Genomic DNA, 11,682 nt, shown 5'->3' on the forward strand with positions numbered 1-11,682 from the left:
GGGGGGGGGGGCGGGCGGCGGGGGGCCCGGGGGGGCCCCCGGGGGCGGGGCGGGCGCCCGGGGGGGGGCCCCCCCCCCCCCCGGGGGGGGGGGGGGGGGGCCCCCCCCCCCCCCGCCGGTCGGTCGTCAGGGTCGAATCACCCCGTCGGGGATCAGAACGCCTCCTCCGGGAGGTCCATGATCTCCAGGTCGGTGCCCTCGATGATCCGCCGGTCGGCGCCGATGCGGGGCAGCACCTCGCGGGCGAAGAACCGGGCGGCGGCCACCTTGCCGGTGTAGAACGCCTTGTCGGTGGCGGAGACCTCGCCGCCGAGCGCCTTCAGGGCCACGTCCGCCTGCTTCTGGAGCAGCCAGCCGACCACCAGGTCGCCGATCGCCAGCAGGAACCGGCGGCTGCTCAGGCCGACCTTGTAGAGGGCGCGGGTGTCGCCGCCCTGGGCCTCGGTCAGCCAGCCCATCATCACACCGAGGATGTTCTGGATCTCACCGAGCGCCTTGCCGAGCGCCTGCCGCTCCTCCTTGAGCTGGCCGTTGCCGGCCTCGGAGGCGATGAACTCCTGGATCTCGCCGGCGACCGCCATGAGGGCCTTGCCGTTGTCCCGGACGATCTTCCGGAAGATCAGGTCGAGGCTCTGGATCGCCGTGGTGCCCTCGTAGAGGGTGTCGATCTTGGCGTCCCGGACGTACTGCTCCAGCGGGTAGTCCTGGAGGAAGCCGGAGCCGCCGAAGGTCTGCAGCGACTCGTGGCCGAGCAGCTCGTAGGCCCGCTCCGAGCCGACGCCCTTGACCAGCGGGAGCAGCAGGTCGTTGACCCGCTTGGCCAGCTTGGTGGCCTTCTCGTCGCCGGCCGCCTCGGCGACCGCCACCCTGTCCTGCCAGGTGGCCGTGTAGCAGACCAGCGCGCGCAGGCCCTCGGCGTACGACTTCTGCATGAGCAGCGAGCGGCGCACGTCCGGGTGGTGGGTGATGGTCACCCGGGGGGCGGCCTTGTCGCCCTGCTGGACGAGGTCGGCGCCCTGCACCCGGTTCTTGGCGTACTCCAGGGCGTTCAGGTAGCCGGTGGAGAGGGTGGCGATCGCCTTGGTGCCGACCATCATCCGGGCGTACTCGATGATCATGAACATCTGCCGGATCCCGTCGTGCTTCTCGCCGAGCAGCCAACCCTTGGCCGGCACGCCGTGCTCGCCGAAGGTCACCTCGCAGGTGTTGGAGACCTTCAGGCCCATCTTGTGCTCGACGTTGGTGGCGAAGACGCCGTTGCGCTCGCCCAGCTCGCCGGTCTCCTCGTCGAAGTGGAACTTCGGCACGACGAAGAGGGACAGGCCCTTGGTGCCCGGGCCGCCGACGCCCTCGACGCCGACCGGGCGGGCCAGCACGTAGTGGACGATGTTGTCGGTCAGGTCGTGCTCACCGGAGGTGATGAAGCGCTTGACGCCCTCGATGTGCCAGGAGCCGTCCGGCTGCTGCACGGCGCGGGTGCGGCCGGCGCCGACGTCCGAGCCGGCGTCCGGCTCGGTCAGCACCATGGTCGAGCCCCACTGCTTCTCGATGAAGAGGCGGGCCCACTTCTTCTGCTGCTCGGTGCCCTCGACGTGCAGCACGTGCGCGAAGGACGGGCCGGAGGCGTACATCCAGATCGGGGCGTTGGCGCCGAGCACCAGTTCGGCGAGCGACCACCAGAGCGCGCGCGGGGCGTTGGTGCCGCCGAGGGCCTCCGGCAGGTCCAGCCGCCAGAACTCCGAGTCCATGAACGCCTGGTACGACTTCTTGAACGACTCCGGCAGCGGCGCGGTGTGCGTCGCGGGGTCGAAGACCGGCGGGTTGCGGTCGCTGTCCGAGTAGCTGGCGGCCAGGTCCTCGCGGGCCAGGCGGTCGACCTCGGAGAGGAAGCTACGGGCGGTGTCGACGTCCAGGTCCGTGTACGGCTCCTGGCCGAACGTCCGGTCCGCCCCGAAGACCTCGAACAGGTTGAACTCGAGGTCCCGAAGGTTGCTCTTGTAGTGGGTCATGCTCGCTGGCCCCGCTTCCGGACAGTGTTACCGATCAGTAACTCCAGACTGTATTACTCGTCGGTAGCCAACGACAAGCCGATCTCCGAAGTGACAGCGATTACACACTTCCGGTTCACCTGACGGAGCGACCGGCACCTCAGCTCTCGGCCGCGCCGACCTCCCAGCTCGGCACGGGCGCGGCGGCGGCGCTGCGCGGCCCGGTGTATTCCATCAGGACCAGCGCGATGTCGTCGTCGAGCCGGCCGTGCACCCACTCGACCAGGGCGGTCTCCAGCGAGGCGAGACCGTCGGCGACGGTGCCGTGGCCGAGCAGCCGCCAGGCCCGGTCGGCGGTCGGGAAGAACTCCCCGTCCCGGCGCGCCTCGCCCAGCCCGTCCGTGAAGAGCAGCAGCCGGTCGCCCGGCTCCAGCCGCTCCACCCGGGGCCGGACCACCGGCATGAAGCCGAGCGGCGGCGCGGGCGCCGGCGGTTCGAGCGGGATGACCGCGCCCCGGCGCAGCAGCAGCGGTGGCGGGTGACCGCAGTTGACGATGGTGAGGGTGCCGCCCCGCTCCTCGACCAGCGCGGCGGTGACGAAGTCCTCGTCGCCCACGTTGCGGGCCACCGCCCGGTCCAGGTCGGTCACCACCGCGCGCAGGTCCGCCCGCTCGTACGCCACGTGCCGGTAGGAGCCCAGCACGATGCTGGCCAGCCGGACCGCGTCCAGCCCCTTGCCGCGCACGTCACCGATGATCATGCGGACGCCGTACGGGGTGTCCATCGCCTCGTACAGGTCGCCGCCGATCTCGGCGGTCGCGGTGGAGGAGATGTAGCGGGCGGCCACCGCCAGGGTGCCGACCTGGGGGCCGAGCGTCCGGAGCACCGCCTGCTGGGCGACCGACGCGAGCCGGGACAGCTCCGCGATCCGCTCGGACTGACGCTGGCGGACCGCCGCCACGGCGCCGGCGATGGCGGTGGCCAGCGCGATGCCGGCCACGTTCACCGCGGTGACCAGCGACATGGTCTGCTCGGCGAGGGCGAACGCGGCCCCGATCCCGGTGGCCAGCAGGCCCACCCCGAGCACCACCCGCCAGGACGCGAGCGCGGCGGCGAGGAACGGGGCGGCCACCATCAGCGCGATGTAGTGCGCCGGCCGCCCGTCGGCCAGTTCCACGGCGGACACGATCGCGAGCAGCGCGAGGGCCGCGCCGAGGCCGGCGCGGGATCCGGGGCTCAGTGGGCCGGGGCCCGACTGGAAGGGTTGCGTGCGTACATCGGACAGCATGCCTGATGGACGTGAACGGGTGAATGAACCTGGCCCGTCGTCCGAGGATGTTCTGGCCGGCCGGATCCCGCCGCCGACCCGATCGCCGCCGGCCACCCGGTCAGCCGAGGACCTCGTACCTGACGGTCAGCTCGCCGAGGTCGGTCGAGGCGATCGCGGCGAAGGCGGCCCGGGACAGGTCCAGGCAGCGGCCGTCGACGAACGGGCCACGGTCGTTGATCCGGACCACGACCGACTTGCCGTTGGCCGGGTTGGTCACCCGGACCTTCGTGTTGAACGGCAGGGTCTTGTGCGCGGCGGTCAGCGCGTCCGGGTTGAACGTCTCGCCGTTCGCGGTCATCTGCCCCTCGTCGTAGAAGGACGCGCCGCAGGAGCCGCTGTCCACGACCTTCGCGGCGGTGGTGGTCTTCTTCGCGGTCGGCTTCGGGCTCGCGGTCCGGGTCTTGCTCCGGGACGCCGCCTGGGTCCGGGTCGCCGTCGGGCTCGGGGTGGCCTTCGGCGAAGGGCTGAGGCTCGGCGACGCGCTCGGCGAGGCGGAGGGGGACGCCGAGCTGGGGGCCAGCGTGCTGGGCAGGGCCTCCACCGCGGCGGGCGCGGCGGCGGGCTCGGCCGAGGTGAGCTGGACCGCGCCGACGGTGCCGCCGATGGCGAGCACCACGCCGACGGCCGCGGTGGCGGCGATGCCGGCCGGCGAGGAGAACTTGCGGGTACGAAGGTGCCTACCAGCCACCGCCCGGTCCTTTCGTCTGCTGAACAAACCGGCCCGGACCGTAACGAGAGAAGCACTTCGGAAGTCAACGTGATCATGGTGCTATGCCCGCATTTACCCTGGTACGTGTAGCCGATCAAGCCAGCACCACTCCACCGAACGGACGAAGGAGTCCTGGCCGGGGCCGGTGCGGCACCTCCTGGTGTCGGTGCCGCAGGATGGAGGGCGTGCTGAGCCGCCGACTGGTCGAGCTGTTCCGCTGGGTCGACCCCGGCCCGGGGAGCAGCCATCTGGTCAGCGACCTCTCCGGCTGGTGGCGGGATCCCGAGGTGCTGGCCGGGGCCGGACCCGCCCTGGCCGGCCTCTTCCCGACCGCCCGGCCGACCGTCGTGATCGCCCCGGAGGTGACCGGGCTGCTGCTCGGCCCGCTGGTCGCGGTGGCCGCCGGCGCCGGGTTCCTGCCGGCGTACAAGGACGGCGGGGAGCGGCGCCGGGTCGGGCCGATGCGCTGGGCCGAGACACCCCCGGACTACCGGGGCCGACAACTCCGGATCGGCGTGGACGCCCGCCGCCTCGGCCCCGGCGACCGGGTGCTGCTCGCCGACGACTGGGTGGCCACCGGGGCGCAACTCGACGCGCTGCACCACCTGGTCCGGGACAGCGGGGCCGAGTTCGTCGGGACTGCCGCGCTCGTCGCGACCTGTCCGGCGCCGGTCGCCGAGCGGCTCCGCCTGCGCGCCCTGCTCACCGGGGATCAGTTGCCCTGAGGGTTGACCTCAAGGGAGCTTCAACTCCGAGGATCGACGCATGGACGACGGCATCCTGGACGAGGCGTACCAACGGCTGCACCGGACCGGCCCGGAGTTCGAGGGCTGGCTCTCCAACCACGGACCCATGGCGGTCGAGGCGCTGGTCCGCCACGGCCACGGCACCCGGGTGCACCGCTGGCTCGACGACTACCTGCGCCGGCTGGACGAGCTGCCCCGCGGGCTGCGGCCGATCGACGACTGGCGGGCCGCGCTGGGCGACCCGAAACGGGCCGGCGACTGGCTCGCCCACTTCGACCGGGAGCTGCGCGACCGCCCCTGGCGCGAGGTGCTCGGCGACTGGTGGCCACGGCTGCTGCCGGGCATCGCGGCCGGGGCCACCCACGGGGTGATCCGGGTCGGGCACGCGGTGCGGGTGCTGCGGACCGACGGGGAGAACCCGCAGCGGCTGGCCGAGCTGGGCCAGGCGCTCGGCTACTGGGCCGCCCGGTGGCAGCCCGTGCCGGGCGCCGGCCCGCTCACCGGGCGGTCCGACGTGCCGCACGCGCTCGCGGCGGTGCCCCGGATCCCGGCGCAGACCGGCGGGATCCGGGACCGGCTGGGCCGGCTGACCGACGTACCCGAATGGCCCGGCGCGGTGGCCGCGCTGCGCTCACCCACCGACCCGGCCGGGGCCGAGCGGACCCTCACCGACCTGGTGCACCGGACCGCGCTGGATTACCTGCGGTTCGGGCACGGCAACCCGGTGATGCTGGTGCACGCGGTGACCGCGCCGACCGCGGTGAGACGCACCCTGCCGGCCCTGGATCCGGCGGTGACCCGAACCGGGCCCGCCGAGGTGTTCGCCCGGGCGGCCCGGCACGGCGACGAGCACGTGGTGAAGCTGGCCGACGCGGTGCTGGAGTCGCACGCGGCGACCGGGGACGACCGGGTGCTGGCCGCCGCCGGCTACGCCGGCCAGCTCATCTGACGAAGTCCTCGACGGCGTCGCAGACCCGGCCCAGCGCCTCGGCGGAACGCGCCAGCGGACCGGGCACCAGCATCGAGTGGTCGGCCTCCGGCACCTCCAGCACGTGCCGGCTGAGCCGCCGGGCGACCGCGCCGTTCCAGAGCGCGTCGGCGGTGCCCCCGACCAGCAGGCACGGCGCGGTGGCCCGGCCGAGCCCGTCGACCACCGCCGGTTGGTTGAGCACCGGCGTCAGCCACACGGCGCGCAGGTCCCGGTCGGCCGCGAGCGGAGCGGCGAAGGTGCCCAGCGACTTGCCGACCAGCAGGTCGGCGCCGTCGAGCACGGGGGTGACCTGCTCGGCCACCCAGTCGGCGCTCCGGTCGGCGCGCAGGTCGCGAGGCACCTGCCAGGTCACCTCGTGCACGGCGAAGCCGAGGCGGCGTAGCGCCTCCCCGACGTAGGCGAAGAGCGGGGCCCGGGTGTCGTAGCCCCGCCCCGGCACCAGCACCGCCCGTCGATCCGCCATGCCGTCCACGCTAGTCCCGCCGGGGCCCTCCGTGGGGGCGGGCGAAATCCCGCGACGGGCGGGCGGCCGGCGGTTAGCCTCGGCAGGATGTGGCCCCGCATCGGTGGACTCCGCACCCTCGCCCTCGGCACGCCCGGCGAGCTGCGCACCACCCTCAACACCCTCGTGCTCTCCGGCGTGAAGACCGCCACCGCCGGCCTGCTGACCGACGAGTACGCCACCGAGAACGAGGAGCTGGAACACGTCGGCGAGCGGCTCGTCCTGGTGGACGACGACGACAAGCTGATCGGCGTGGTCGAGGTCACCGGCGTCGAGGTGGTCCGCTTCGCCGACGTGTCCTGGGACTTCGCCCGCTCCGAGGGTGAGGGGGACCGGTCCATCGAGGAGTGGCGCGAGGGCCACCGCCGTTACTGGGCCCGGGTGGGCTTCCCCGTCGACGACGACACGCAGGTGGTCTGCATCCGGTTCCGGCTGGTCTCCGCCGGGGACGACGGGATCAGCACCGGCGACCTGGGCACCTGACCGTCAGGCGCGGCGCAGCTCCGGCAGCAGCTCCGCGGCCTCGACCAGCACCGCCTCGTCGCCGGCGTACCAGCTGCTGGCCCGGGGCCAGTGCGTCACCACGTCGGTGAAGCCGAGCCGGGCCGCCCGGGCGACCTGCTCGGCGAAGAAGTCCGCGTCGCGCAGGGAGAAGACCGGCCCCGAGTCCAGCGACAGGTAGCGGTCCAGGGTGGCCGGGTCCCGCCCCGCCTTCTCCAGCGTGCCGTCGAGCCGGGCGGACAGCTCCGCCACGCTCGACCACCAGCTCTCCAGGTCGTCGCCGCCGAGCCCGGTGGTCACCCAGCCCTGGCCGAAGCGGGCGACCAGCCGCATCGAGCGGGGCCCGTTCGCGGCGACCACGAACGGCACCCGGGGCTGCTGGACGCAGCCGGGGTTGTTCCGCGCGTCGACCGCGGCGAACCACTCGCCGCGCCAGGTCGTGCCGTCCTCCCGCAGGATCAGGTCGAGCAGCTCGGTGAACTCGGCGAACCGGTCGACCCGCTGCCGGGGCGGCAGGGTCTCCCCGCCGAGGACCGCCGAGTCGAAGCCGATGCCGCCGGCCCCGAGGCCGAGCAGCACCCGGCCCTCGGAGACGTCGTCCAGCGCGGTCACCTGCCGGGCGAACGCCGCCGGGTGCCGGAAGTTCGGCGAGGCGACCAGGGTGCCGAGGCGGATCCGGGACGTCACCGTCGCGGCGGCGGTCAGCGTGGTCATCGAGTCGAACCAGGGGCCGTCGACGAGGTCGCGCCACCCCAGATGGTCGTAGGTCCAGGCGTGGTCGAAGCCCCACTCGTCCGCCTGCTGCCAGCGCCGCCGGGAGTCCGACCAGCGCTGGTCGGGAAGGATCACGATGCCAATCCGCATGATCGCCAGGGTACGACCCGGGTCGGACGCGCCGACCCGGGTCGGAGGGACTAGCCCGCCACCAGGTCGGCGACCACGCAGGCGATGTTGTCGGGGGCGCCGGCGGCGTACGCGAGGTCGACCAGGCGCCCGACGGCGGTCTCCGGGTCGTCGGCCCCGGCGAGCGCGGAGTGCAACGCCTCGGGGTCGACCACCGCGGCGAGCCCGTCGGAGCAGAGCAGGTAGCGGTCGCCGGCCAGGGCGGTCCGCAGCGCCAGGTCCGCCTCGACCTCGGCGCCGGCCCCGAGCGCCCGGGCCAGCAGGGCCCGCTGCGGATGCGCCCCGGCCTCGGCCGGGCTGAGCTTTCCCTGGTCGACCAGCGACTGGACGTAGGTGTGGTCCTGGGTGAGCCGGGACAGCTCGCCGCCCCGCAGCAGGTATGCCCGGGTGTCCCCGACGTGCACGAGGGCCAGCCGGGTGCCGCGCCGCAGGATGGCGGTGAGTGTGGTGACCGGCTGGTGGGCGGCGGTGGCGTGCGCGCGTACGGCCCGGTCGGCGCTGGCCACCGCGTCGGCCAGCGCGGTGAGCAGTTCGGTGGCCGGCGCGTCGGCCGGCTCCAGCGGCCGCAGGGCGTCCACGGCGGCGGTGCTGGCGGCGGCCCCGCCCGGACCCCGCATACCGTCCGCCACGGCGAGCAGCGTCCCGCTGGCGTACGCGGTGTCCTCGTTGGAATCCCGGCCGGTGCCGGTCTCGCAGCGGACGGCGTACCGGAAGGTGGTGTCGGACATGGTGGTGCCCCTCTCGGTGAGCTGGTCGACGAGGAGCGCGACGGCGCGACCGCGGGCCGCCGTGTCGGCGCTGACCCGCCGCCACCAGGCATCGACGGCCTCGGCGGCGGCGTCCGGCGGCAGGCCGCAGACGGCCTGGATCTCGGCCAGTGGCATGCCGGCCCGGCGCAGCGCGGCGATCAGCCGGGCCCGGTCGAGCTGGGCCGGCGTGTAGTACCGGTAGCCCGAGTGCGGATCGACGGCGGCGGGTGGCAGCAGCCCCAGCTCGTCGTAGAGCCGCAGCGCCTTCGGCGTCAGGCGCGCCGCGCGGGCGAACGCCCCGATGGTCAGCAGCTCCACGGGCCCATCCTCCTCGCGCCGGTCGCGTTTCCTCGTGCCGGTCGCGGCGACCGGCACGGACCACGCTGGGCCTTGCCGCAGGGGCAGGGTCAAGGCGTTGACGATGTATCGATCACGGCCCCCGGCACGGCTACGGGATCATCCAGGAGGTCACCACGCTCTCCGCCGCGCGCGTCACCCTGCTGCCCGGCACCCTCTACACCGCGTTGGACCGCCTCACGGCGCAGTGCCTGGTCGAGCCCGACCATGAGGAGGTGGTGGACGGCGGGCTGCGCCGCTACTACCGGCTCACCTCCGACGGCCTCGGTGCGCTCCGGGCCGAGACCGCCCGGCTGCGCCAGCTCGCCACCGCCGCCGAGACCCGGCTGCGCGCCCTGCACCCCCGCACCGCCTGACCCGCGTCCCGGGCCGCCATCGGCCCACCACCCGAACGACCGCTCTGGGAGTGGCTCGGTCAGCCGACCCTCTCGCTGTTCTTCCTGCTCGGCCTGGCCAGCGCGCTGGTCCTGCTGCTCACCGCACTGACGCCGCGCCGGGACCCACGCCCGCTGACCGTGCGCCTCGGCTAGAGCTTCGCCAGCATGCGGCGCAGGTGCGGCTCGACCGTCCCCGGCGCGGCCTCGGCCACCTCGCGGGGCGTCCACCAGCGGACGCCCCGGAACTCCACCGGGTCGGGGATCAGCTTCTGGTCGCGGCTGCCGGCCAGCACGTACCAGAGGCTGACGTCGGTGTGCCGCTCCTCCGGCGGACCGACGGTCTCGGTCACCGTGAGGAAGGCCGGGCGCTCGCCGAGGGCCGGCGCGAAGACGGCCGGGACGCCCAACTCCTCCACCATCTCCCGGCGTACGGTCTGCGCGGGGTGCTCGCCCGGCTCGACGTGACCGCCGCTGGGCAGCCACATCCCGGCTTTGCGGTGGTCGACCAGCAGCACCGCGCCGTCCGTCGCGTCGCGGAGCAGGAAGTAGGCCACCAGGTGCGGCGAGGGTGTGCGCGGCTTCGCCCGGCGGAAGATGTCCTCCGTCGCGGCCAGCCAGGCCAGCGTGGTCGCGCGGTGCCGCGCCTCCTGCTCGTCGCCCGGCGTCAGCGCCTCGACCAGCGCCCGGATCTCGTCCTGCACGCCGTCATGCTGCCAGCCGGGTCCGACAGCCTCAGGCCACCGGGGCGGGGTTGGCGTCGACCGCGGCGCGGACGAACTCGCGTACCCGGGTGGTGGTGTTGCTGGCCAGCCACACCGGACCGCGCCGGATCGGCGGCGCGTCGCGGATCGGCACGTACGCCAGGTCGGGCCGGGCGTGGTAGCGCCGGGTCTGCTCGCCCACCGGCAGCACCCCGCGCCCCATCGCAACCAGGGCCAGCATCTCGGAGAAGGTGTTGCCGGCCGGGCCCCGCGGCACCGGCCGGCCCGACGGGGTCCGCTCCGGGGTGCGGTCCCGCTTGAACGCGGCCGAGGTCACCGCCGGGTACTGCACGACGGGATGGTCGGCCAGCACGTCCAGCGACACCGACTCCGCGTCCGCCAGCGGATGGTCCGCGGCCACCGCGAGCACCCGGGCCTCGTGCAGCAGCGCCGGGCCGTTCGCCATGCCGTCGAAGGGGTACGCGGCGATCAGCACGTCGATCGTGCCGTCCCGCAGGCTCGACCGGGTGGTGGCGAGCGGGGCCTCGTGGACGTGCACCACACAGTCCGGGTGGCGCTCGGTGAACAGGGTGACGGCCCGGAGCAGCACCGGGGCGGTCGACTCACCGACGTACGCCACCCGCAGCTCACCGCTGAGCCCGCGCCCGGCGTCGACGGCGCGCTGGACCGCGTCCTCGATGCCGGCGACCAGCGGACGCAGGTCGTCGGCGAGGCGGGCACCGATCGGGGTGAGCCGGACCATCCGGCTGGTGCGCTCGAAGAGCGGTGCGCCGATCCGACGTTCCAGCTTCCGCACCACGTGGCTGATCCGCCCGGTGGTCACCCGCAGGCGCTCGGCGGTCCGCCCGAAGTGCAGCTCCTCGGCGAGGGTCAGGAACGTCTCGACCTCGTACCGCTCCAGCACGGCCGACCCCCATCGTTGAATCCTGGTCAACGATCGTAGCCCGATCGCGTCTTGGTCCGGACGGCGCCGCGGACGAGTGTTGACGGTGTTCCCGCCACAGTCAGGAGGACCACATGGATCCCGTCACCACTTGTCTGACCGGCCTCGACGCGCCGCTGCGCGAGACCGGCGAGAAGCTGCGTTCCGTCATCGAGGCCGCGTTGCCGGAGGCCACCGGCGCCGTGTGGCACGGCCACCCGGTGTGGGGGCTGGGCGACCGGCCCGGCCGGACCCCGGTCTGCCTCGTCAAGGCGTACCCGGCCTACGTCACGTTGGGGCTGTGGCGGGGACAGGACGTGGCGGACGACTCCGGACGGCTCGTCCCGGGCGCGCGCCGGATGGCCTCGGTCAAGCTGCGCACCGTGGACGAGATCGACCCGGAGCTGTTCACCGGCTGGCTGCGCGGCGCGTACGCGCTGGAGACCCGGTGAGCGCCGTGCGGGTGACCGGGTTCGACCACCTGGTCCTCGCCGTCACCGACGTCGAGGTGTCCCTTCAGTTCTACTGCGACACCCTCGGCCTCGCGCCGGTGCGCGTCGACCGCTGGCGTGCCGGCGAGGTGCCCTTCCCCTCGGTACGCGTCAACGCCGACACCATCATCGACCTGGTCCGTGGCGAACCGGACGGGTCGAACGTGGACCACTTCTGCCTGGTGGTCGAGCCGCTCGACTGGGCCGAGGTAATCGAGTCCGGGGTGTTCACGGTGCTGACCGGGCCGGTGCCGCGCTTCGGGGCGCGGGGCACGGCCACCTCCCTCTACGTCCGCGACCCGGACGGCAACACGGTCGAGCTGCGCTGGTATCCGGGGTCTTGACTTCCAGCGCGCTCGAAGCCGGAGAGTGGCAACCGGTGGAACCACGTCGC

Annotated in this window: 14 protein-coding genes; 6 read left to right on the forward strand and 8 right to left on the reverse strand. The window is 73.9% G+C overall.

Annotation, left to right across the window (positions count from 1 at the left end; genetic code table 11):
- Positions 1–152 precede the first annotated feature (152 nt).
- From ACFYPD_RS11285 to ACFYPD_RS11295, 3 genes are all read right to left on the reverse strand, one after another.
- Complete coding sequence (locus tag ACFYPD_RS11285) at positions 153–2,009, reverse strand: acyl-CoA dehydrogenase (RefSeq protein ID WP_387111509.1); 1,857 nt, start codon at positions 2,007–2,009, stop codon at positions 153–155.
- 139 nt (positions 2,010–2,148) lie between these two features.
- Positions 2,149–3,276: a PP2C family protein-serine/threonine phosphatase gene (locus tag ACFYPD_RS11290; protein ID WP_387111512.1), complete on the reverse strand. Its 1,128-nt coding sequence runs from the start codon at positions 3,274–3,276 to the stop codon at positions 2,149–2,151.
- A gap of 100 nt (positions 3,277–3,376) precedes the next feature.
- The gene (locus tag ACFYPD_RS11295) at positions 3,377–4,006 is read right to left on the reverse strand and encodes a septal ring lytic transglycosylase RlpA family protein (RefSeq protein ID WP_387111515.1); all 630 of its coding nucleotides are present in this window, start codon (positions 4,004–4,006) and stop codon (positions 3,377–3,379) included.
- Positions 4,007–4,203: 197 nt separating this feature from the next.
- Between ACFYPD_RS11295 and ACFYPD_RS11300 the strand changes: the two genes are divergently transcribed.
- Complete coding sequence (locus ACFYPD_RS11300) at positions 4,204–4,752, forward strand: phosphoribosyltransferase (RefSeq protein WP_387111518.1); 549 nt, start codon at positions 4,204–4,206, stop codon at positions 4,750–4,752.
- Positions 4,753–4,792: 40 nt separating this feature from the next.
- A complete protein-coding gene (locus ACFYPD_RS11305) occupies positions 4,793–5,722 on the forward strand; it encodes a hypothetical protein (RefSeq protein WP_387111521.1) in 930 nt (309 codons plus the stop codon).
- Here the strand turns inward: ACFYPD_RS11305 and ACFYPD_RS11310 are convergent.
- The gene (locus ACFYPD_RS11310) at positions 5,715–6,227 is read right to left on the reverse strand and encodes an alpha/beta hydrolase (RefSeq protein WP_387111524.1); all 513 of its coding nucleotides are present in this window, start codon (positions 6,225–6,227) and stop codon (positions 5,715–5,717) included. The genes ACFYPD_RS11305 and ACFYPD_RS11310 overlap by 8 nt on opposite strands.
- Positions 6,228–6,314: 87 nt before the next feature.
- On the opposite strand from ACFYPD_RS11310, the gene ACFYPD_RS11315 reads away from it, so the two are divergent.
- Positions 6,315–6,749 (forward strand): ASCH domain-containing protein, encoded by a 435-nt coding sequence (locus ACFYPD_RS11315; RefSeq protein ID WP_387111527.1) that lies wholly within the window; start codon positions 6,315–6,317, stop codon positions 6,747–6,749.
- 3 nt (positions 6,750–6,752) lie between these two features.
- Here ACFYPD_RS11315 and ACFYPD_RS11320 read toward each other — a convergent pair whose 3' ends face one another.
- Together ACFYPD_RS11320 and ACFYPD_RS11325 are read right to left on the reverse strand one after the other, a co-directional pair.
- On the reverse strand, positions 6,753–7,631 hold the full coding sequence (locus ACFYPD_RS11320) for an LLM class flavin-dependent oxidoreductase (protein WP_387111530.1): 879 nt from the start codon (positions 7,629–7,631) through the stop codon (positions 6,753–6,755).
- 50 nt (positions 7,632–7,681) lie between these two features.
- Positions 7,682–8,737 (reverse strand): MerR family transcriptional regulator, encoded by a 1,056-nt coding sequence (locus ACFYPD_RS11325; protein WP_387111533.1) that lies wholly within the window; start codon positions 8,735–8,737, stop codon positions 7,682–7,684.
- Between the two features lie 107 nt (positions 8,738–8,844).
- Between ACFYPD_RS11325 and ACFYPD_RS11330 the strand changes: the two genes are divergently transcribed.
- Positions 8,845–9,132 carry a PadR family transcriptional regulator gene (locus ACFYPD_RS11330; protein ID WP_387112359.1) on the forward strand — a complete coding sequence of 96 codons (288 nt, stop codon included), beginning with the start codon at positions 8,845–8,847 and terminating at the stop codon, positions 9,130–9,132.
- 170 nt (positions 9,133–9,302) lie between these two features.
- On the opposite strand, the gene ACFYPD_RS11335 is transcribed toward ACFYPD_RS11330, so the two are convergent.
- Together ACFYPD_RS11335 and ACFYPD_RS11340 are read right to left on the reverse strand one after the other, a co-directional pair.
- The gene (locus tag ACFYPD_RS11335; protein ID WP_387111536.1) at positions 9,303–9,854 is read right to left on the reverse strand and encodes an NUDIX hydrolase; all 552 of its coding nucleotides are present in this window, start codon (positions 9,852–9,854) and stop codon (positions 9,303–9,305) included.
- A 31-nt stretch (positions 9,855–9,885) separates the two neighbouring features.
- Positions 9,886–10,779, reverse strand: coding sequence for a LysR family transcriptional regulator (locus ACFYPD_RS11340; protein WP_387111539.1), 894 nt, complete (start codon positions 10,777–10,779; stop codon positions 9,886–9,888).
- 113 nt (positions 10,780–10,892) lie between these two features.
- Here ACFYPD_RS11340 and ACFYPD_RS11345 point away from each other — a divergent pair, with 113 nt between their 5' ends.
- Entirely contained in the window at positions 10,893–11,249 is a 357-nt protein-coding gene (locus ACFYPD_RS11345; protein WP_387111542.1) for a DUF1801 domain-containing protein, read from the forward strand.
- Entirely contained in the window at positions 11,246–11,632 is a 387-nt protein-coding gene (locus ACFYPD_RS11350; protein WP_387111545.1) for a VOC family protein, read from the forward strand. Before ACFYPD_RS11345 ends, ACFYPD_RS11350 begins: the two co-directional genes overlap by 4 nt.
- Positions 11,633–11,682: the final 50 nt, after the last annotated feature.

Source organism: Micromonospora sp. NPDC005299 (assembly GCF_042872345.1).
Taxonomy (GTDB): domain Bacteria; phylum Actinomycetota; class Actinomycetes; order Mycobacteriales; family Micromonosporaceae; genus Micromonospora.